Annotated in this window: 21 protein-coding genes; 10 read left to right on the forward strand and 11 right to left on the reverse strand. The window is 66.7% G+C overall.

Going from position 1 to position 20646, the window contains the following annotated elements; genetic code table 11:
- Positions 1 to 27: 27 nt before the first annotated feature.
- The 5 genes from G3N99_RS14950 (at position 28) to G3N99_RS14970 (ending at position 2996) form a co-directional block, all read left to right on the forward strand.
- Positions 28 to 360 (forward strand): DUF2322 family protein, encoded by a 333-nt coding sequence (locus G3N99_RS14950; RefSeq protein WP_174939798.1) that lies wholly within the window; start codon positions 28 to 30, stop codon positions 358 to 360.
- A 91-nt stretch (positions 361 to 451) separates the two neighbouring features.
- Entirely contained in the window at positions 452 to 1321 is an 870-nt protein-coding gene (locus tag G3N99_RS14955) for a hypothetical protein (protein ID WP_206122764.1), read from the forward strand.
- Positions 1322 to 1531: 210 nt separating this feature from the next.
- Positions 1532 to 2164, forward strand: coding sequence for a LysE family translocator (locus G3N99_RS14960; RefSeq protein ID WP_206122765.1), 633 nt, complete (start codon positions 1532 to 1534; stop codon positions 2162 to 2164).
- A gap of 216 nt (positions 2165 to 2380) precedes the next feature.
- The gene (locus G3N99_RS14965; protein ID WP_174939652.1) at positions 2381 to 2722 is read left to right on the forward strand and encodes a type II toxin-antitoxin system RelE/ParE family toxin; all 342 of its coding nucleotides are present in this window, start codon (positions 2381 to 2383) and stop codon (positions 2720 to 2722) included.
- A complete protein-coding gene (locus G3N99_RS14970; protein ID WP_174939525.1) occupies positions 2709 to 2996 on the forward strand; it encodes a helix-turn-helix transcriptional regulator in 288 nt (95 codons plus the stop codon). The genes G3N99_RS14965 and G3N99_RS14970 overlap by 14 nt, the downstream gene beginning before the upstream one ends.
- Before the next feature lie 77 nt (positions 2997 to 3073).
- Here the strand turns inward: G3N99_RS14970 and G3N99_RS14975 are convergent, their stop codons facing one another.
- The 3 genes from G3N99_RS14975 to G3N99_RS14985 form a co-directional block, all read right to left on the reverse strand.
- The gene (locus G3N99_RS14975; protein ID WP_206122766.1) at positions 3074 to 3745 is read right to left on the reverse strand and encodes a YebB family permuted papain-like enzyme; all 672 of its coding nucleotides are present in this window, start codon (positions 3743 to 3745) and stop codon (positions 3074 to 3076) included.
- Positions 3746 to 3889: 144 nt separating this feature from the next.
- On the reverse strand, positions 3890 to 4459 hold the full coding sequence (locus G3N99_RS14980) for a hypothetical protein (protein ID WP_041493684.1): 570 nt from the start codon (positions 4457 to 4459) through the stop codon (positions 3890 to 3892).
- Positions 4460 to 4690: 231 nt separating this feature from the next.
- Positions 4691 to 5149, reverse strand: a complete 459-nt coding sequence (locus tag G3N99_RS14985; protein WP_012365188.1) for an Lrp/AsnC family transcriptional regulator — start codon at positions 5147 to 5149, stop codon at positions 4691 to 4693.
- A 125-nt stretch (positions 5150 to 5274) separates the two neighbouring features.
- On the opposite strand from G3N99_RS14985, the gene G3N99_RS14990 reads away from it, so the two are divergent.
- The 3 genes from G3N99_RS14990 to surE all read left to right on the forward strand — a co-directional run bounded on the left by G3N99_RS14990 (position 5275) and on the right by surE (position 7271).
- Positions 5275 to 6009, forward strand: a complete 735-nt coding sequence (locus G3N99_RS14990; RefSeq protein ID WP_174939530.1) for an AzlC family ABC transporter permease — start codon at positions 5275 to 5277, stop codon at positions 6007 to 6009.
- Entirely contained in the window at positions 6002 to 6310 is a 309-nt protein-coding gene (locus G3N99_RS14995) for an AzlD family protein (RefSeq protein WP_011356491.1), read from the forward strand. The genes G3N99_RS14990 and G3N99_RS14995 overlap by 8 nt, the downstream gene beginning before the upstream one ends.
- Before the next feature lie 181 nt (positions 6311 to 6491).
- Positions 6492 to 7271, forward strand: a complete 780-nt coding sequence (gene surE / locus G3N99_RS15000) for a 5'/3'-nucleotidase SurE (protein ID WP_206122767.1) — start codon at positions 6492 to 6494, stop codon at positions 7269 to 7271.
- A gap of 143 nt (positions 7272 to 7414) precedes the next feature.
- Here the strand turns inward: surE and G3N99_RS15005 are convergent, their stop codons facing one another.
- From G3N99_RS15005 to G3N99_RS15015, 3 genes are read right to left on the reverse strand one after another with little or no spacing between them, the layout of a single operon-like run.
- Positions 7415 to 8236, reverse strand: coding sequence for an SDR family oxidoreductase (locus tag G3N99_RS15005; protein WP_206122768.1), 822 nt, complete (start codon positions 8234 to 8236; stop codon positions 7415 to 7417).
- A gap of 14 nt (positions 8237 to 8250) precedes the next feature.
- Positions 8251 to 9492: an MFS transporter gene (locus G3N99_RS15010; protein ID WP_206122769.1), complete on the reverse strand. Its 1242-nt coding sequence runs from the start codon at positions 9490 to 9492 to the stop codon at positions 8251 to 8253.
- A 4-nt stretch (positions 9493 to 9496) separates the two neighbouring features.
- Positions 9497 to 10237: an MBL fold metallo-hydrolase gene (locus tag G3N99_RS15015; RefSeq protein ID WP_206122770.1), complete on the reverse strand. Its 741-nt coding sequence runs from the start codon at positions 10235 to 10237 to the stop codon at positions 9497 to 9499.
- A gap of 72 nt (positions 10238 to 10309) precedes the next feature.
- Here G3N99_RS15015 and G3N99_RS15020 point away from each other — a divergent pair, with 72 nt between their 5' ends.
- Positions 10310 to 10984: a metalloregulator ArsR/SmtB family transcription factor gene (locus G3N99_RS15020; protein WP_206122771.1), complete on the forward strand. Its 675-nt coding sequence runs from the start codon at positions 10310 to 10312 to the stop codon at positions 10982 to 10984.
- A gap of 37 nt (positions 10985 to 11021) precedes the next feature.
- Here the strand turns inward: G3N99_RS15020 and G3N99_RS15025 are convergent, their stop codons facing one another.
- From G3N99_RS15025 to G3N99_RS15040, 4 genes are all read right to left on the reverse strand, one after another.
- A complete protein-coding gene (locus tag G3N99_RS15025) occupies positions 11022 to 13685 on the reverse strand; it encodes a GH92 family glycosyl hydrolase (protein WP_206122772.1) in 2664 nt (887 codons plus the stop codon).
- Between the two features lie 67 nt (positions 13686 to 13752).
- A complete protein-coding gene (locus G3N99_RS15030) occupies positions 13753 to 16224 on the reverse strand; it encodes a GH92 family glycosyl hydrolase (RefSeq protein ID WP_206122773.1) in 2472 nt (823 codons plus the stop codon).
- Between the two features lie 327 nt (positions 16225 to 16551).
- Positions 16552 to 17019 (reverse strand): cupin domain-containing protein, encoded by a 468-nt coding sequence (locus tag G3N99_RS15035; RefSeq protein ID WP_174939546.1) that lies wholly within the window; start codon positions 17017 to 17019, stop codon positions 16552 to 16554.
- 118 nt (positions 17020 to 17137) lie between these two features.
- A complete protein-coding gene (locus G3N99_RS15040) occupies positions 17138 to 18361 on the reverse strand; it encodes a Zn-dependent hydrolase (protein WP_206122774.1) in 1224 nt (407 codons plus the stop codon).
- Between the two features lie 144 nt (positions 18362 to 18505).
- Here G3N99_RS15040 and G3N99_RS15045 point away from each other — a divergent pair, with 144 nt between their 5' ends.
- Positions 18506 to 19435 carry a LysR substrate-binding domain-containing protein gene (locus tag G3N99_RS15045; RefSeq protein ID WP_206122775.1) on the forward strand — a complete coding sequence of 310 codons (930 nt, stop codon included), beginning with the start codon at positions 18506 to 18508 and terminating at the stop codon, positions 19433 to 19435.
- A 50-nt stretch (positions 19436 to 19485) separates the two neighbouring features.
- On the opposite strand, the gene G3N99_RS15050 is transcribed toward G3N99_RS15045, so the two are convergent.
- Positions 19486 to 20646 (reverse strand): pyridoxal-dependent decarboxylase (locus G3N99_RS15050; protein WP_206122776.1); only part of this gene is annotated, 1161 nt, incomplete at its 5' end.

Raw genomic sequence — 20646 nt, forward strand, 5'->3', positions numbered from 1 at the left:
TCTGACCGAACCGACGGAGTGTTTTCAGTGATTCAACCGACCCAAGTATTCAAGGACAACCTCGCGCAACTGCCGGCCATCGACGGCGTCGAGCGCATCGATCTCGTCGGCGCGAACGGCGACGTGGTCGCGACCATCGAAAACCAGCCGGGCAAGCAAGGCTCGCTCGCGGTGTACCACTACCTGAAGCAGGCATTCGGCACGCTCGACGCGAAAGCCGCCGAGCACGGCCTCGCGGTGTTCGCCGAACATACGGCCGACGCACGCAACCGCCCGGGCGCGCATCCGAACGTCGATCGCCTGCTGGCGATCGTCGCAGGCGGCGAAGCGCTGCGGATCGACGTCGTCGCGAAGGGCTGAGTCGCCAGTGACACGCAGGCGCGCGGCCGTGACACGCACGAGAAAACCCGCGGTCATCGCGCCCGTCCCCCTTTCCTCGGAGACCGCCAGCGTGTCCCGTTTCGTTGCCTTGCCGTTTGCCCGCCGTCCGGCTTCGATCGTTTCGATCGCGGCCGTTGCGTGTGCCGTACTCGGTGGCACGGCATCGGCCGATCCACTGCGGACGGCCTCCGATATCGCCGGTGCGTCGCTGGTGCCGCTCGGCGTGCTGCCGCACTCGCCGGAGAACGGCTCGCTCGACTCGTTCTGCACGCAATATCGCGCAAAGACGACCACCGCGGCCGGCCGTGAAGTCGCCAAGCGCGACTGGATCGTGACGTCGGAAGCACCGCTCGGCCGCTACACGGTCGTCACGTTCGCGAGCGGATTCAGCGCCGGCACGAGTGCGATCTGTTTCGCGCGCAACGGCAACATCGGCGTGTTCGACGGCACGACGCTCGTCGCGCTCGGCTACACGGCGCGCAAGGCCGGCTGGCAGCTCGGCACGGCCGATCGGCTGGAAAGCGGCGCGCTGCTGATCTGGGGCGGCGATGGCCCGGCACCGCCCGTCGGCGAGCTGCACGAAGAGAACGGCGGCCTGCGCCTGACGCGCGTCGCGGCTGAAAGCACCTACTGCCAGGGGCGCGCGGTCGTGCCCAACGTGTACGGCAAGCCGCTCGACGTCGCGCGCCGGATCCTGATCGCGAAAGGCTGGCAACCACTGCGCCCGCGCGAGAAACCCGATGCGATGGACGGCGCGGCGACGCTCGCGAAGCACGGCATCATCGAAGCCGAAGCGTGTTCAGGCACAGGAATGGGCTATTGCGCGCTGCGCTACCGGAGCGCGGCCGGCGTGCTCGGCGTGACGACGGTCGGCGGCGAGCCAGACAAGCCGTCGGAGAACACCGTGATCGATTATCAGGTGGCCTGCCGCAAGCGTTGAGCGGTGCGACGATCGTTCACGCAAGGCGTTGTTTTGGCGCGTGCCGTCGAAGCGGTGTCGGGCATTGGCGACGTGTCGCAAGCAGCGCACGTGTGCTGATGATCGGCCTCGCCCTTCCGCCGGGCCATCGTCCGTTCGTTCGATTGACCGGCCTCGCGCGCCCTCCTAAACTGACCTCCCTTTTACGCTGCATCCACGAAAGGGACTCCCATGATCGACCTCTCCACACTCGCGCTGTTCTCCGGCGCGTGTCTCGCGCTGACCGCCACGCCGGGCCCCGACATGCTGCTGATCGCGTCCCGCAGCGTGAGCCAGGGCCGCCGTGCAGGCTTCGCGACACTCGCGGGCATCCAGGCCGGCACCTACTGCCACGCGCTGGCGGCCGCGCTCGGGTTGTCGCAACTGTTCGTCGCGGCGCCGCTCGCCTATGACGTCGTGCGCTTCGCGGGCGCGGCCTATCTGCTGTATCTCGCGTGGAAGACGTTCCGTTCGGATGCGACCGCGCTGTCGCCCGTCGCGTCGCAGCGTCGCCACTCGACCGCGGCGATCTTCCGCCAGGGGCTGACGACGAACCTCCTGAACCCGAAGATGGCGCTGTTCGTGCTCGCACTGTTTCCGCAGTTCGTGCGGCCCGAACACGGTTCGATCGCCGTGCAGATTCTCGTGCTCGCGACGGTGCTGAACCTGATCGGCCTCGTCGTGAACGGCGCGGTCATCCTGTCCGCGAGCCGGCTGAGCCAGCGGATCGGCGCGCGCCGCCGCCCGTCGAAGGTGCCGCAGTATCTGCTCGGGTCGGTGTTCGTGGGGCTGGCGGCGCGGTTGGCGGTGGCGGGGCGGAGCTAACACCACAACGCTTCCATCGCGCGTAGCACGCGCCGGCAACGAATTGCGCACCTTGCCGCCTCCGGATTGCCTGAGAACAGTCGGGCGCATACAGCCTCGCCGAAGCCCCCAGCTTACGTAACGGCGACTTCAACCCTGCTGCACGTCTGACCAGCCGCCTGCATCCACAGTCGCGGCTGGCCACAGTTCTTGCATCGACATAACATATTTGTTACTGTGCTGAACAACGCGTACGAAATACGGTTCTTCAATGAGCGTGTCGAGGAGGGCGTGACAGCGTTACCCAAGACACTCATCGCCCGGTTCTATGCGCTCGTTGATCGCATGGAACAGTACGGCCCGAACCTGGGCGAACCCCACACGCAATCGATGGGAAACGGACTGTACGAAATGCGATTGAAGGGCGCGGAAGGTATCGCCCGAGTGTTTTATTGTGCGATCGTCGAGAGGCGTATCGTCATGCTTCATTGCTTTGTGAAGAAAACACAAAAGACGCCACAGAAGGAACTGGAAATTGCGCGCCGTCGATTGAAGGAGGTTCGAGATGGCAACGTATAAGGAACTGCGCGAGCGTGCATTGACCGATCCCGAGGTGCGCGCTGAATTCGAACGACTGAACCGCGAGGAATTCGCACTGCTCGACGCAATGCTGGCGGCCCGACGAGAGGCCGGCCTGTCTCAAGCCGATGTGGCGGAGCGTATGGGCACGAAGGCACCGGCTATAACGCGGCTTGAGCGTGCGCTCGCAACCGGCCAGCATTCCCCGTCCATCGATACGCTGCGCAAGTACGCGGCGGCTTGCGGCAAAAGGCTCGTGATTTCGTTCGCCTGAACCGCCCGCAAGCCGACGTATCGAAGCGCTACATTCCACCACGTCGGCAGGCAGGGGCATCACCGATTCCCACTCCGTCATCCTGCGTCACCAGCGCGCGTATCCGCCACCACCCGCAACGCCCCGCTCCCCAGCAAGCTCGCCGGCGTCACCGTGCGGCGGCGCCACGGAATCCGGCCGAAGTACCAGATCTTCCAGAAGCCGAGCGGATGGTCGGGATTCCGGCGCAGCAGCATGTCGAAAGTCTCGACGTCGCCGAGCATGATCCGTGTCGCATCGCGCACGACCTCGCGCACGAACCGCGAGCAGAACTGCCGGCGCGACGCGAGATTGAACCCCGTGTCGTAGACCACGCCGATCCGGCGCATCGCAGCCGCCACGAGCCGGCGTCGCTGCTCGGCATCGAGCGGTTGCTTCAACCGCGCGATCACGCACGCGCCGCGATCGGAGCGCGCAAGAAACCGCGACATCGTCGTGACGCGCGACAGCGGAAACGTGCTCTCCGCGATCAGCGGCTCACCGCCGCGCTCGCCGATCACGATCCCGACGTGATTCGTCCACGAGCGCGTCGCGCTCGCGACTTCGAGAAACGGCCGAACGGTCACGCGGATGAAGACGATGTCGCCGACCTCCGGGTCGATCGGCAACGGCACGTCATGCGGATGGGAAGAACCAACGGAGAAGAGACGCTGCCGGCCCGCTTCGGGCGAACGGATCATGAGCGGCCGGCAGCCGGTATCGACAACCATACGGACCTCGCGCGAGTGGAGATGGCGCGAGCATGTCAGCAGCAGCCTGGCTCCGCATCCGCTTCATGTGCGAGGGCGGGTATTCGCGCCGCCCGGTGACGGATTTCGATACCGGCGTGAAGCGGTGCGCAGGTGCCGAAGCCTTCAGCGTGTCGCGCCCAGCGCCACGCGCAGCCGCTCCATCAACTCCGTGTAGTGCCGCAGCACGTCGTCCTTCGGCACGACATTCGCGGTCGCGAAGCGATCGGACCACACCGGTTTCCATTCATACGAGCCGTGCACGCTGCGGTCGCCGTCGGGCGCCTGGATCAGCGAGCGGATCCGCGCATCGCGCCCCGGGCCCGTATGCATGTCGAACAGCGCATGGATGTACGTGTGATACGCGTCGTACACGTCGTCGTCGAACAGGTAGCGGTAGATATGGAACGTGCGGTCGAGGTCGCGCTTCGCGCGGATCACGTCGTCCGGCGAGATGTCCTTCCAGTAGCCGATCCACGTGTAGAAGCACAGCAACGCATTGAGCTGCGGCGCGACCGCGTCGTACAGCGCGAGCCGCTTCTCGATCAATCGCTGGTTGGTCCACTGCACGAGTTCGAGCCGCTTCAGCCGGCGCGCGACGAGCCAGCCGAGACACGCGACCGACAACGGCGTCAGCACGCCCAGCACGAGCTTGACGATTTCCAGCGAATTCCACGGAGTGTTGATTGGCTGCATGAATGGCCCGACAAGAGGAAACGCATCTGCATCTGCACGCGACCCGGCGCGCAGCGCCGCCTGCCCGATCGCGTCGACATTGACCGTTAGTTGCTTGCGCATCGAACGTCGCGTGACGACACAAGCGACAGGTTCAACGCGGCGTGATTCGTCAGTCTATCGGACGATTGTCACCGAGCCGTGACCGCTCGTCGACCCGTCGTCGTCGCGTAGCCGCGGACGCGCGTCGCGCTAGGTCGGCAGCGCCGACGTGAGCTTGACCTTCTGCATCGGAATGTCGGTCTTCACGCTCAGCACGCCCGGAATGCGCGTGAGGGTTTCCATCTGGAAGCGCCGATAGTCGTCGATGTCGGCCGCGACGACGCGCAGCAGAAAATCGCAATCGCCCGCCATCAGGTGGCATTCGACGACTTCCGGCATCTGCTGGACGGCCTCGGCGAAGCGGTTCACCGATTCCGCGTCCTGCCCCTTCAGCCACACGCGCGTGAAGATCGTCAGCCCCTTGCCGACTTTCGCGGGATTCAGCACGGCCACGTATTTCTCGATCACTCCGGCTTCCTCGAGAAGCCGCACGCGCCGCAGGCACGGCGACGGCGACAGCCCGACCTCGTGTGCGAGCTCCACGTTCTGCATGCGGCCGTCGCGCTGGAGCGCGCTCAGGATCCGTCGGTCGATGGCGTCAAGTTTCATTTGGCATCCGATTCCAAAAAATTTTCATATCACGCGTTCAATGCCAAATTCTGAGAAAAATCTGGCCACAACGCAACCCGATTCGAGTCAAAAAAGCAGACAATTCCTCCCCCGAAGGAGGAGTAATGAGCAGTAGCGTTTCAACGTCGTCAGGGCTTCGCGACAAGCCCGCCTATGTCGCCGAGATGGGTCGCGGTTTGCGCGCGGCGCTGCCCGTCATGCTGGGTTTCGTGCCGTTCGCGCTCGTGCTGGGCGCGCAGGCCGCGCAGAAAGGGCTGAGCCTGTTCGAAGTGCCGATGATGACCGGCATGAACTTCGGCGGCGGCTCCGAATTCGCGGCGATCCATCTGTGGACTTCGCCGCCGCACATCGCGCTGATCGTCGCGATGTCGTTCCTCGTGAATTCGCGCCACATCCTGATGGGCGCCGCATTCGAGCCGTATATCCGCCGCCTGCCGCGCCGCCGCGCGTTGTTCGCACTGTTCTTCATGTGCGACGAAAGCTGGGCGATGTCGCTCGCCGATGCAAGGGCCCGCTCGGCCACGCACATCAGCGTGCCCTATTACGCGGGCATCTGCGTGGGGCTCTACCTGACGTGGATCTCGATGACCACGCTCGGCGCGGCAGTCGGCCCGACGATCGGCAACGTCGAGCAATATGGCTTCGACATGGCATTCACGGCCGTGTTTCTGGTGCTGCTGCGCGGGATGTGGAAAGGGATGCGCGCGAGCCGCCCGTGGTTCGTGAGCCTCGTCGTCGCCGCGGCCACGCACCTGGCCGTGCCCGGCGCGTGGTACGTCGCGGCCGGCGCCTGCGCGGGGCTGATCGCCGCGCTGCTGTGGGAGCCGCGCGATGCCTGATTTCCCGGATTTCAGCACGGTCGCGACGATCGTGCTGATGGCGTCGACCACCTATCTGTCGCGCATCCTCGGCTACGTGCTGCTGCGCAACCGCACGCTGAGCCCGCGGATGGCGTCGGTGATGGAGAACGTGCCCGGCTGCGTGCTGATCTCGGTGATCGCGCCGGCCTTCGTATCGACGCGCCCGGCCGACCTGCTTGCGCTGGCCATTACGCTGATCGCGGCGACGCGCCTGTCGATCCTGCCGACCGTCATCGTCGGCGTCGTGTCGGCCGGCCTGCTGCGGCATCTGCTCGGCTGAGCGGTTCCGACCCGCCGTGCACGGCGCGGCACGAACACCGACCAACGGGCGCGCGATGCGCCCGTTTTCACACCTGCGCCCACCGCGCGACACGACGATTCTCACGCGGGAATGCTAGCCTTGTGGCTTGCGCCACGCTGCACCTCCCTCTCCTTCCCCCTTCTCCGCGAGGATCGTCCCGATGCAAGAAACCCGCCCGCTGTTCGATCGTGTCCTGCTCACCAACGACGACGGAATCGACGCCCCCGGCCTTGACGTGCTCGAACAGGTCGCCACGCAACTGGCGCGTGAAGTGTGGATCGTCGCACCGGCGGAGGACCAGAGCGGCACGTCGCACTCACTGAGCCTGCACGAACCGCTGCGCGTGCATCGCAAGGGCGAACGCCGTTTCGCGGTGCGCGGCACGCCCGGCGATTGCGTCGCGATCGCGATCAGCCACCTGATGAAGGATGCACGGCCCGACATCGTGCTGTCCGGCGTGAATCGCGGCGGGAACCTCGGTACCGAAACGGTGTTTTCCGGCACGGTCGGCGCCGCGATGACGAGCATGCTGGTCGGCGTGCCGGCCATCGCGCTGAGCCAGGCGTTCACCGATCGCAACGCAGTGCCGTGGGACACGGCGCTCGCGCTTGCGCCGGACGTGATTCGCCGGCTCGTCGCGGCCGGCTGGGACAGCGACGCGTGCCTGAACGTGAATTTCCCGCCGCGGCCCGCGCAGGACGTGCGTGGCCTCAAGGTGACGAACCAGGGCGCCGGTACGCTGCAGGGTGTCGAGATCGTGTCGGGGCGCGACCCGCGCGACATCGAGTATCACTGGCTAAAGCTCGCCCGCGCGCCGCGCGACGACGATGCGGATTCGGAAACGGTCGCCCTGGGTGAAGGGTATGTCGCCGTCACGCCGCTGAAGTTCGAGCGCACGCACGATCAGGCGCTCGCGCAACTGCGGTCGCGCCTCGGCTGATCGCGTCGTTCGGCAAGCAAGCGGCCGCGGCAATCGCGCGCGTGATGCGTGCGCGCGGGTGCGCGGCCGCTTTACCGCTTTACCGCTTTACCGCTTCACCGCTTCACCGCTTCACCGCTTCACCGCTTCACCGCTTCACCGCTTCAAGTCAGATTCATTCCCCCGTCGAGCATCACGATCTCGCCCGTCACGTAGTCGGACGCGACGAGCATCGCGACCGTCTGCGCGATGTCGTCCGGCGTCGCCGCGCGGCGCATCGGCGCGCGCTCGCGCCAGAGCTGCTGCGCGTCCGTCCAGTCGGCCGTGAGCGGCGTATCGACGAGCCCCGGCGCCACCGCATTGACGCGAATCGCCGGCGCGAGCGTTTTCGCGAGCAGCCGTGTCGTGTGATTGAGCGCCGCCTTCGCCGCCGCATACGGAATCGACGCGCCTTTCGGCCGCACGCCCGCATGCGAACTGACGTTCACCACGCACCCGGCCCGCCCGTGCGACGCCGCCTCGCGCAGCGCGGCTTCCGCTTCGGCGACGAGCCGGAACGGCGCGATCACGTTGATCTCGTACATCTCGCGCCACACGTCGGGGGTCGCCGCACCGAGGTCGTCGTGCGGAATCACGCGGCTGACGCCCGCATTGTTGACGAGCACGTCGAGCCGCCCGTGCACGGCAACGGCTTCGCGGATCAGCCGCACGCGTTCGGCATCGTCCGCGAGATCGGCCTGCACATAGGCCGCGCCGAGTTCGCGCGCCATCGCGCGCCCCACGTCGGCCGAGCTGCGCGAATGCAGGATCACCGCATAGCCGTCCGCCGCCAGGCGGCGCGCGATCGCCGCGCCGATCCCCGACGTCGATCCGGTGACGAGCGCAACCGGCCGATGCAGCCGCGACGCGCGCGGCTCGGCGACGGTTTCGGTTTCAGGTTCCGTTTCGGAAATCGGAACAGAGATCGGCGGGAGCGGCGCGTCCATATCGGGGAACCCAGTCAGTGGCGTTCCCGCATCATAATCGCGACGACGCCCCCCGACGCGAACGTCACGGCGGCCACCACGAGGATCGCGGCGGCGAAGCCGAAGCGGTCGGCCATCAGGCCGGCCGACAGCGCGCCGATCGCATAGCCGAGATCGCGCCAGAACCGGTACACGCTCAGCGAGCGCGCGCGCCAGCCGGGCTCGGATGCATCGGACACGGCCGCGATCAGGCTCGGATAGACCATCGCCGTGCCGAGCCCGAGCAATACGCTCGCAACGAGCCACCAGCGGAACTGCCCCGTCAGCGCGGTCAGCGCGAGCCCGGCCGCCTGCACCCACATCCCGGCGACGATCAGCCCCTTGCGCCCCCACCGGTCGCTCAGCGGCCCGGTGACGATCTGGCAACTGCCCCATACGACCGGATAGACGGCCTTCAGGATGCCGATCCGCTCGATGCCGAGCCCGAGCGTCGTGAAGAACAGCGGGAAGATGCCCCAGCTCATCCCGTCGTTGAGGTTGTTGATCATGCCGGCCTGCGACGCCGCGAACAGGTTGCGGTTGCGGAACGACGTCAGCATGAAGACTTCGCGGAACGACAGCGCGGACGCGCCGGCCGGCTGGCCGCTTTCCAGCCGCACATGCTCGCGCGTGTCGCGCACGACGAGGATCGACAGCAGCAGGCCCGCGATCGCGTAGAACACGCCGAGATAGATCGGCGTCGGCCGCAGCCCGTAGCGGCTCGCGAGATAGCCGGTCGCGAACGCGGTCGCACCCACCGCGAAATAGCCGGCGAATTCGTTCAGGCCGACCGTGAGACCACGGCTTTTCGGGCCGACGAGGTCCACCTTCATGATCACCGTCATCGACCACGCGAACCCCTGGCTCAGCCCGAGCAGCACGTTCGCGGCGATCACCCATTCCCAGTTCGGCGCCGCGATGATCATGAACGGCACCGGCAGGCCGAGCAGCCAGCCGGCGATCAGCACGCGCTTGCGGCCCCACGTATCGGCGAGCTGACCCGACACGAGGTTCGCGAACGCCTTGACCAGCCCGAAGCTGACGATGAACGACGTGATCAGCGCGGTCGACTCGAGGTGGAACTGCTCCGAACCGATCAGCGGCACGACGGTGCGCTCGATGCCGACCATCCCGCCGACGAACGCGTTGACCAGCACGAGCAACGCGAATTGCCGCCAGTTCTCGCGCAGGCCGAGCGCCACTGCGCGCCCGCCGCGCGCCATCGTTACGTTGGCCATCGCATCAGCCCCCTGCCGCGTCGCGCCCCGCGTTGACCGCGCGCAATCGCGCGGCGGCCGGCGGTGCGGGCGGCACATCGGTCAGCATGAAGCGGACGAATGCGTCTTCGTCGTCGATGCGCAACGCCGCGTTGTAGCGCCGCTCGAAACCGATCGTCGACGCAGGCTTGCCACTGAGCCCGCGGCCGCACACGGAGCCCGAGAACGCGCCGGGCAGCACCTCGACGTGATCGGGCAGCGCGGCGAGCCGTCGGACGCTGCGGAACAGGTCGCGCGCGCCCGTTTCGGCGCTGACGGCCAGCTCGGTGCGGCCGACGTCGCCGATCATCAGCGTGTGGCCGGTCAGCACGAACCACGGTTCGTCGGCGCGCGTGCGGTCCGTCACCAGCAGGCTGATGTGCTCGGGCGTGTGGCCCGGCGTATGCAGCACGTCGACGACGACGTTGCCGAGCACGAGTTGGTCGCCTTCGACAACGCCGGTAAACGGCACGACGACGTCGGCCCGCGCGAACAGCACGTACGCCGCGCCGGCCGCATCGGCCAGCGCCCGGCCGGTCGACCGATGATCCGCATGCACGTGGGTATCGATCACGTACGCGATCTTCATGCCGACGGCCTCGGCCGCGCGCAGGTAGTCGGCCGGATCGGCGACCGGATCGACCACCGCGCCGGTCGCCTTGCCGCCGCAGCCGAACAGGTATGAAATGCCTCCCGTATCGGGATGCAGGAAGGGTCTGACGATCATCGAATTGCCTCCGTCCCGCGAATGCGGTAACATTCAATCAATTTGATGAATGATTGATCGAGGAGAGGCCACGTGTCAAGCACGGGACCCAAGCAAGCGATTTATGCGAGCCTCGCCGAGGTCGCGCAGGCGCTCGGCCATCCAAACCGGCTCGAATTGCTGGAGCACCTCGCCCAGCGCGAGCGGTCGGTCGAGGAACTGACGGCGCTGTCGGGGATGACGTTCGCGAACACGTCGCGGCACCTGCAGATCCTGCGGCGCGCGCGCCTCGTCGATACCGAGCGGCGCGGCAAGCACATCGTGTACCGCCTCGCCGGCGACAGCGAGGTCGTCGTGCTGATGAAGGCGCTCGGCCGCGTGGGCGAGCGCAACGTCGCCGAAGTCAACAAGGTGATGGGCGACTACTTCCACGCGCGCGATGCGCTGGAGCCCGTATCGCGCGACGAACTGACCGCCCGGCTCGCGGACGGCCTCGTCACGCTGCTGGACGTGCGGCCGCAGGACGAATTCGCCGAAGGGCACCTGCCGGGCGCGCTGAACATCCCGCTGTCCGAGCTCGATGCGCGCGTGAGCGAGTTGCCGGCCGGGACGGAGATCGTCGCCTACTGCCGCGGCCCGTACTGCGTGTTTGCGGTCGAAGCCGTCGCCGCATTGCGCGCGCGCGGCTTCAAGGCCACGCGGCTGGAAGACGGATTTCCGGAATGGAAAGCGGCCGGCCTCGCGGTCGAGACCCGTACTGCCGGATGAAGGAACACGGCCCGCATCGAAGCGGGCCGTTTGCCGATTACTTGCCTGCCAACGCCAGCGACGGTGCGAACGCGCTGTTGGGATCCTGCCCGTTCCAGGTGCTGACCCATGCGTCGTTCGGCGTCGCCCCCATCACGAAGTCGAGCGTGCCGCCCGCCTTCATCTCGTCGTACGTGATGTACGGCCGATGCAGCGGCGTGCCGTTCAGGCGCACCGACTGGACGTAGCGATTCACCGATGACGGCGCGCCGCCGCCGGCCGTATGCGCGGTCACCTTGAAACGCCGCGTCGCGCCGAACTTCAGGCCCTTGCTGTCTCCGCCTCCCGATGCGACCGGGATGTCGATCGTCGCTTCCTCGAACAGCGGCGTGCCGAGGTAGAACACGCCGCCCACCGGATTCAGCGAATAGATGCCGAGCGCGGACAGCACGTACCACGCGGACAGCTGCCCGCAATCGTCGTTGCCGGGAATCGCCGAGTCGCGCACGCGGCGCGGGTCGGCAAGCGCGGCCTTCAGGCTGTCGCCGCTCAAGAGCGCGCGATCGCCGGCCGTCAGCGTCAGCGAGTACATGTCGTCCATCACCGTGCGCACGCGATCCTGCGTCTTCGACGGCATGCCCGCGACGTCGTACAGGTACGGCAGGTGGTTCGCCGGCTCGTTGCCCGCGAAGAACTGGCCGCTGCGGCCGGTCAGGTCCGGAAAGCCCTGGTTGTAGAGGAAGGTCAGCGGGTTGGCCGGATCGAACGTGCGATCGAGCTGCGCGATGAACTGGCTCTTGCCGCCAAGCAACGCAACGAGGCCCGGGAAGTCGTGGAAGATGTTCCACGTATCGACCCACGAATTCGACTCGGAGAAATCCGTCTTCTCCGCCGCCGTCGGGTCGAAGCCCGCCACCCAGTTGCCCTGCGAATCCTTCGGCTGCGAGAATTTCCAGCCGTTGTTCGGCACCGGGTTGAACACGTTCCGGTAGTTCTGGCTGCGTTGCAGGTAGGGCCGGTAGTCGGCCGTGCTCTTGCCCGCCGCCTTGCCGACCGCGGCCGTCGCCCAGTCGTCGAACGCATAGTCCTGGGTCGTCGACACCGAGGCGTTGTCGCCCGCGTACACGTAGCCGCTCTGACGATACTGGTCGAAGCCGTGCGCGCTCGCGCTCTGCGTGGTCGTCAACGCGGTCCAGATGTCATCGATGCCCGCGCTCGTCAGGTGCTTCAGGTACGCATCCGCGATCAGCGGGATCGACGGATGGCCGGCCATCGTGAAGGTTTCCGTCTGCGCGAGCGGCCACACCGGCAGCTCGCCCTTGCCGTTCTGCCTGAACTGCGTGAGCAGCGACTTCACCCAGCCGTCGACGCGTTCGGGCTGCACCAGCGTCATCAACGGCGACTCGGCGCGGAAGGTGTCCCACAGCGAGAACGTCGACGAATAGTCGAAGCCCGGATTCGCATGCTTGCTCGTGGTCGGCGGCGACGTCGTGCCGTCGTTGGTCGAATCGGTGCCGACGTAGCTGCCGTCCGCATTGTTGTAGACGGTCGGCGCGAGCATCGTGCGATACAGCGACGTGTAGAACATCGTCCGCTGGTCGGCGCTGCCGCCCTTGATCCGGATCCGGTCGAGCGCGGTGCTCCACACGCGCTCGGCCGCCCCACGCACCTGGTCGAACGACTTCGCGCCGACTTCCGCTGCGAGATTGGCCTGCGCATCCGCGATGCTCGACGGCGAGATGCCGACCTTCACCGTGACCGCGCTGCTGTCGTTACCGTCGGCGAACGTCAGGTAGGCCTTGAAGCCGTCGGCGCTGAACGCGACGTGCTTCGTATCGAACGGCTTCGAGAAACGCGCGACGAAATACGTCGGCTTGTTGTTCGCCCAGTTGTTCGTGATCTCCCAGCCGGCGATCGTCTGCGCGTCGATGACCTGGATCTTGCCGCTCGCGGTCGAGCCGCCGATCGGGTTGTCGATGCTGACGATCATGCTGCGCTTCTGCGCGGCCGCGCTCGGGAAATACGTGTAGCGATGCACGCCCGCATGCGCGGTGGCCGTCATCTCCGCGAGGATCTTCGCGCCCTGCACGTTCCATGGCGTATTGCCGCTGCCGACCGGCGCCATCTTCACGCGGTAGTAGCCTGGGCTCGCGGTTTCGTCGTCGTGGCTGAACGACGCGTTGTAGGTGATCGACGCATCGGCGGCGACCTTCGCCAGCGTCGCAGTGTCGACCGGCGCGAGCGTCGGCAGGAACCGCACCTCGCCGCCCGAGCCGATGCCGGTGCCCGACAGGTGCGTATGCGTGAAGCCGGTGATGAGCGGATCGTCGTACTGGTAGCCCGACGTGCGATCCCAGTTCCAAGGCAGCGTGTGCGCGCCGCCGGTCGTGTCCGGCCCGAGCTGCACCATCCCGAACGGCACGGTAGCGCCCGGATACACGTGGCCGTGACCGCGCACGCCGCTGCTCCAGTCCGCGTTGATGTCGAGATTGGCGGTGCCGATCATCGGGTCGACGCTGTGCAGCACCGACCGTTTGGCCGCGCCGCCGTTTTCGCCTTGATCGTTCTGATCGCCCTGGTCGTTCTGGTTGCCTTGATCGTTCTGGCTGCCCTGCGCATTCGACCGCTGCGCGAGCACGCTCGCATCCGTCGGCGACTGATCGCCCCCGCACCCCGACAGCACGGCAAGGCACCCGATACCCACCACATGACGTAGCTTCATCCGTTCGTCCCTCCCTCTCTCTGCGTCGATCCTGTTGGCCAGAACCGCTCGTTGATCTTCCCGACCGTTACGGCGCGCTCGCCGCCTGCGGGAACGACGGCATCGCCGATGCGTCGGTGCCCCAGGTCGTCGCGCTCGCGTCGGCCGTCATCGCGTACGACAGCTTCCCGCCCTTCGCGATCTGTTCGAACGGCAGCCACGCGGTCGAATACGGCGCGCCGTTCAGCTTCAGCGACTTCACATAGAACGACGCACTGTCGCCCGAGCCTGCGCCCGGCGCAGCGATGTGCAGCAGGCGGTAGCTGCCGTCCTTCTGCCCGACGCGCACCGTGATCTTCTCGAACTGCGGGCTCGACACCGCGACGCCGCTCACGCCCGGTACCACCGGATAGAGACCGAGCGCGGCCCACACGTACCAGCCCGAGATCGCGCCGAGATCGTCGTTGCCCGGCAGCCCGGCCGCGCCGGTGCCGAACTCGTTCGCGAGCGACGCATGCAGCACGCGCTGCGTATGCGACGGCGCACCGGCCCATGCGTAGACCCACGGCACGGCCATCGTCACTTCGTTGCCGACGTAGAAATACGGCTGCACGGTGCCGATGTTCAGGTGCGTGAAGAACGTATCGAGCCGCTTGACGACCGGTGCGGCACCGCCGGCCTGCGCAACCACGCCGGCGAGATCGTGCGGCACGTACCACGTGTACTGCTCGGAATTGCCTTCCATGAAGCCCGTGCCGTCGGTGACCCATGCACCGGCCGACGTCTTCGGCTGGATCGCGCCCTGGTCGAACAGGTTTTGCCAGTTGCCGCTCGACTTCAGCAGCGTGCCGGCCGTTGCCGTGTCGCCGAGCGCCGTCGCGAAACGCGACACCGCGAAATCGCGCACCGCGTATTCGAGCGTGTTCGAGGCGGTCTGGTTGTCGCCCGAACCCGACGACGGCACGTAACCGAGCCGGTCGTAGTCCGCGCGGCTGCCCATCACCGGCGTGCCGGCGCACGCGGCGCCCGGCGCCGTGCTGTTCTTCATGATCGACAGCGCGGCCTGCGTGTCGAAGTTCGTCGCGCCGAACGCATGCGCGTTCGCGACGATGATCGAGCCCGCGTCGCCCGGCATCACGGCCGTCTCGGTATTGAAGTACGCCCAGCGCGGGAACGCGCCGCACGCTTTCGCATCGAGCACGAGCGACTGCACGATGTCGCTGGTCCGCACCGGATCGAGCAGCGCCTGCAACTGGATGAACGAACGGTCGATGTCCCAGCCGGAGAAGTTCGCGTACATCGTGCGGCCTTTCTCGACCTGCTTCGTCGGTGCGGTCGACGCACTGTTCGACGCGTAGAAATCCGGATACTGGCCGTTCACGTCGTTGAACACGTTCGGGTGCAGCGACGCGTGGTACAGCGCGGTGTAGAACTTCGTCTTGTCGGCGTCGCTGCCGCCCGTGACCTGGATCGCGTTCAGGCGCGCGTTCCACGCGGCGCTCGCCGCGCTGCGCACCTTGTCGAAACGCCAGTTCCGGCTGCCTTGCGCGTCCGTTTCCGGATTCTCCGCGCGCAGGTTCGCCTTCGCGTTCGCTTCGCTGACGAACGAGATGCCGAGCTTCATCATCACGTCGGGATGCTTGCGGTCGACATTGAAGGTGACGGTCACGGGGCTGTTGTTCGACAGCGTCGGCTTCGCCGCGAACGGCTGGCTGAATTCCGCGTAGTAGTAGACGGGCACCGCATGCCCGGCCCAGCAGAACCCGCCGCCCGCGATCGTGCCCGACAACGCGCGGTCGCCGACTTGGCTGATCGTGTCGCTCGTCGTGCCTTGCGCGCGGTTGTTCAGCACGGTCGGATCGATCGCGATCGTCGCCTGCTGGCCCTGCGCGAGTGCCGGATACGTGAAGCGCGCGAAGCCGGTGCGCACCGTCGTCGTCAGCTCGGCCTTGATGCCGTTGCCAAGCGTGACGCCGTAATAGCCGGCCAGCGCGGTTTCGTTTGCGTGAGTGAAGCTGGCCGGCGTGCCGGCGTCGCCGGGCGCGAGCTGCGGCATCACGTTCAGGTAGCCGCCGTTCGCCCAGCAGCCGGTGCCGCTCAGGTGCAGGATGCTGAACGCATTGATCGACGTGTCGCCGTACCAGTAGCCGCCGGAGAAGCCGGAGCCGTCGCCCTTGCTGCTGTCGTATTGGGCGGTCGGCGTCATCGGGCTCCATTGCATCATTCCGAAGGGCACCGTCGGCCCCGGGAACGTGCCGCCACCCAGGCCCGAGCCGACCGGGTCGGCCGGCTGGTCGGTCGCGTAGTCGGTGCCGATCAGCGGATTGACGTACTGCGCAACGCGGATGTCGGCGTTTTTCTTTGCCGCTTCGTTGCCGTTGCTGTTGTCATTTTCGTTGCTGTTTTCGTTGCCGCCGTTGCCGTTTTCATTGCCTTGCGATTGCGCGGCAGCCGACAGGTTTGCAGCGGCCGCCGACGGCGAATCGCCATCGCCGCCGCAAGAAGCCAAGGCAACACACAGCGCCAGCAGCGCCGTTCCCCACCCCAAGTTCCTCGACATCGCCTGTCTCCGTATCGTTCTTGAATCAGGATGTTGATTCGAACTACTGAGTTTTTAATCAGGATGCTTTTGATGAATTCAGCTTGCCCGGCCGATCGGTCGAAAATCCCGGGTGCGCGTAGTTATTTCCGTATTCGCACACCTGGAAAACGATGCGCCGGCAAGTCGAAATGCCGGCGCCCAAGAACGGACAATGGGCACAAGCGTGCCCAAATAAACGCGTTTTCTCTACCCCGTATTTTTACGAATTTTTATTTTGTTTATCTAAACAAGAGGCAATTGATTCAGTTTTTATGCGGAATGGGGCATTGAATGCACGATTGCCGATCAAGGCTGCTTCGGCAGATCGACATAGTCTTCAAGCTCACCCGCGATGTAGAGCCGCTTGCCGACTCGCGGGTATTCGCAGACGTCGTGTTCGAGCCGCTGCCCGCCGACGAGCAGCTCCAGCGGCGCATCGCCGGTGTTCTGCACCGTATGCGCTTCACCGCCGCGCGGAAAGCCCAGAAAATCGCCGGGCCCGATTGGATCGGTGCGCTCGCCGATCGTGACCGCGCCCGTACCGGACAGCACGTACACGAACTCTTCTTCGTACAGGTGACGGTGATACTCGGCCGATTCGTGACCGGGCATCAGCGTGAGCAGATGAACACCGAATTGCGTCAGGCCGGTCAGGTCGCTGAGTTGTCGCTTGAGACGAACGGCATTGGGATTCAGCGAATGCACCGCGCGCGCCGGTTCCATCTTCGCGATATCGGCGGCCTTCAGCAGTTCCCGGGGAAAGGGAGTCGACATGGGGATCTCACAAGCGTGAATGCTTCGGTTGAACGCTGCGCCCGCGTAGCGCGCGCAGCGGCCATTGTCCGACATTTCACGCTTGCAGAGGTGTCGCGGATCCCGCCATCGCGCGTGACTAGCGCGCGCAATCGGCCAGCAGGTTCGCCAGCACCGACGCGCCTTGCGCGAGGTGCGCCGGATCGGCATCTTCCGCTTCGTTGTGGCTCAAGCCGGCCTTGCACGGCACGAACACCATCGCAGAAGGTGCGACGTACGACAGGTTCACCGCGTCATGCCCCGCGCCGCTGCACATCTCCTTGTACGGATAGCCGGCGGCGGCCGTTGCCTGCCGCACGCGCTCGACGCATTCCGCATCGAACACCACCGGCTCGTATTCGGCGATCGTCTGCACCTGCACGCTGGTGCCGCGCAGCGCGGTGCGCTGCATGCAGATCGCCTCGATGTCGGCGACCAGTTGCTGCAACGCCGGCCGCGACGGGTGGCGCACGTCGACGCTGAACCGGACCTTGCCCGGAATCGTGCTCGGCGAGTTCGGCTGGCACGCGACATGGCCGACCGTCACGCGTGCATCGTCGTCGAACGCGTGGCCGTGCTCGACGATCGCCGCGATCATCGCGGCCGCGACGCCCATCGCGTCACGGCGCACGCTCATCGGCGTCGTGCCCGCATGCGATTCGAAGCCGGTCACCGTGACGTCGAGTTCGTAGATGCCCTGCACGCCGGTCACGACGCCGATCGGCAACCCGGCCTGCTCCAGCACCGGCCCTTGCTCGATATGCGCTTCGAAATACGCTTTCGGCATCTGCCGCTCGCGCGCGGGACCGGCGAAGCCCGTGCGTGCGAGTTCGTCGCGCAGCAGCGCGCCCGTCTGCATGCACGGGCGATCCAGTGCGTAGTCGAGATCCAGCGCGCCGGCATAAACCGCCGAGCCCATCATGCCCGGCGTGAAACGCGAACCCTCTTCATTGGTCCACGCGACGACGTCGATCGGATGCCGCGTCGCGATGCCGTGCTCGTTCAGCGTACGAATCGCCTCGAGGCCTGCCAGCACGCCATAGACGCCGTCGAAGCGGCCGCCGAGCGGCTGCGTGTCGAGATGGCTGCCGCACATCACGGCCGGCAAGCCGGGTTCCGTACCCGGCCGGCGCGCGAACACGTTGCCGATCGGATCGATGCGGATCTCGCAACCGGCTGCTTCGCACCACGCGATGAAGCGGCGCCGGCCGAGCGCGTCGTCGTCGCTCAGCGCGAGCCGGCAGCTGCCGCCGTGCGCGGTCGCGCCGATCGTCGCCATCTTCATCAGCGAATCCCACAGCCGTTGCTGGTTAACGAGAATCATCGTGACCGCTCCTGAAAAGCACCGAGCATATACACTCGATCCAATAAGAAAAATCCAAGATTTCGTTGTAGACGATAAATTTTCCTTTTCACCCGGCGTTCCGCCCGGAACCCCGCGCTTCCTTCGCATTCGGATCGGTCACCCATGAAGCTCAAGCAGCTCGATGCGTTTCTCGCGGTCGCCGAGCATCGCACCATTCGCGGCGCGGCACGCGCGCTCGGCGTCACGCAACCGGCGATCAGCAGCATCGTGCGCGAGCTCGAACAGGAACTCGGCGTGCCGCTCGTCGTGCGCAGCGTGAAGGGGATTGCGCTGACCGACTATGGCAGCGCGTTTGCGATTCGCGCGCGGCTGATCGTCGAGGAGATCCAGCGTACGCGCGACGAAATCGAGCAGTTGCGGCTGGGCACGACCGGCTCGGTGTCGATCGCGGTCAGCCCGACGGTCGCGCTGACGCTCCTGCCGCACGCGTTCGCCGCGTTCTCACGCGACCTGCCCGGCGCAACGCTGAACGTGGACGATGCGCTGACCGCGACGGATCTCGCGCGGCTGCGGGACGGCTCGCTCGACTTCATCGTCACGCACCAGTTGTCGAACGCGCTGCCGGACCCCGACGAATTCGCGAGCATTCCGTTGTTCCGGACCGCGTTCGCGGTCGTCGCGAGAAATCGGCATCGGCTCGCGCGCGCGCGCTCGCTGCGCGAGCTCGTCGATGCGCAGTGGTGCGTGCCGCGCTACGGCGACGGGGGAGACGATCTGGTGCGCTCGATCTTCATGCCGTTCGGCATCGATGTGCCGAAGCGGGTGGTCCATTGCCCGTCGTTTGCCGCGACACTCGGGCTCGTATCGCAAACGGATGCGCTCGGCGTGTTCGCACGGCCGCTCGCCGACGTCGAACGCAAGTCACGCGGCATCGTCGCGCTGGATCTCGCCGAGCCGATGCCCGCGTTGACGGTCGCGATCGTGATGCGGCGGCATGCGTTGCTGACGCCGGCCGCGCTGCATTTCATCGAGTGCCTGAAGGTTGCGGCCGAGGCGGTTGCGGGGAACGCGTTTCCCGACTCGGTGCGCTGACGATGCGGGGTATGCGGCGCGCGTGATTGAGTGAACCTCCGCGCCGCCGCTCAGCGCACGTGCACGCCGCGCAACGCCGTCAGCAAGGCCACGAGACGATCGATGTGCGCATCTTCGGTGCGCCACGACGACATGCTGATCCGGAACGCCGGCCGCCCCTGCCACACCGTCGCGCCGAACCACACGTCGCCCGACGCCTGCGCAGCCGCGAGGATCGCCGCCGTTTCGTCGTCGGTGCCGGCGCGCACGAGCACCTGGTTCAGCACGACGCGGTTCAGCACGTCGTAGCCGGCGGCACGCAGGCCGTCCGCGACCCGCGCCGCCTGCGCGCAATGCTGCTCGACCATCGTGGCCACGCCGGCGCGGCCGAGCGAACGCAGTGCAGCCCACACGGGGATGCCGCGCGCGCGTCGCGAGAATTCGAGGTTCAGGTTCTTCTGCGCGTCCTGTGCGCCGCTCAGGTAGACGGCGTCGCTGTTCATCGCGGTCGCGAGCGCGGCCGCGTCGCGGCAGATCACCATCGCGCCGTCGTACGGCGTGTTGAGCCACTTGTGGCCGTCGGTGGTCCAGCTGTCCGCGCCGTCGATGCCGTCGGTCAGTGCACGCTTCGACGATGCGCGAGCCCACAGGCCGAACGCGCCGTCGACGTGCACCCACGCACCGGCCGCCTTCGCGGGCGGAATCAGCGCCGCGAACGGATCGAACTCGCCGGTGTTCACTTCGCCGGCCTGCACGCAGAGGATCGTCATGTCGTCGAGCGGCGGCAATTGCGCCGGGTCGATGCGACCGTGCGGGTCGACCGGCGCGACGATGAGGCGCTTCATCCCGAAACCGAGCACGCGCAGCGCCTTCTTCACCGTGATGTGCGCAAGCTCGGAGATCACGACCTTCACTTCGGGCGCGCCGATCAGGCCGTCCGCGTCGATGTCCCAGCCCTTGCCTGCGAGCAGCGCGCGCCGCGCGGCCACCAGCGCGACGAGTGTGCAAGCCGTCGCGCTCGTGCCGAAGCCGACCGCGCTGCCTTCGGGCAACCCGAGCACGTCGACGACCCAGCGCGCGGCCTGGCGTTCGATCGTCGCGGCCACCGGCGAATTCGCATACGACGACGCGCACTGGTCCCATGCGAGCATCAGCCGCTCGGCCGCCGCCGCGGCCGGCAGCGCAGCGCCGATCACGAAGCCGAAGTAGTTCGGTCCGTTCGACGCGACGGT

The organism is Burkholderia sp. Ac-20392 (genome assembly GCF_017104585.1).
In the GTDB taxonomy this organism is placed as follows: Bacteria; Pseudomonadota; Gammaproteobacteria; order Burkholderiales; family Burkholderiaceae; genus Burkholderia; species Burkholderia lata.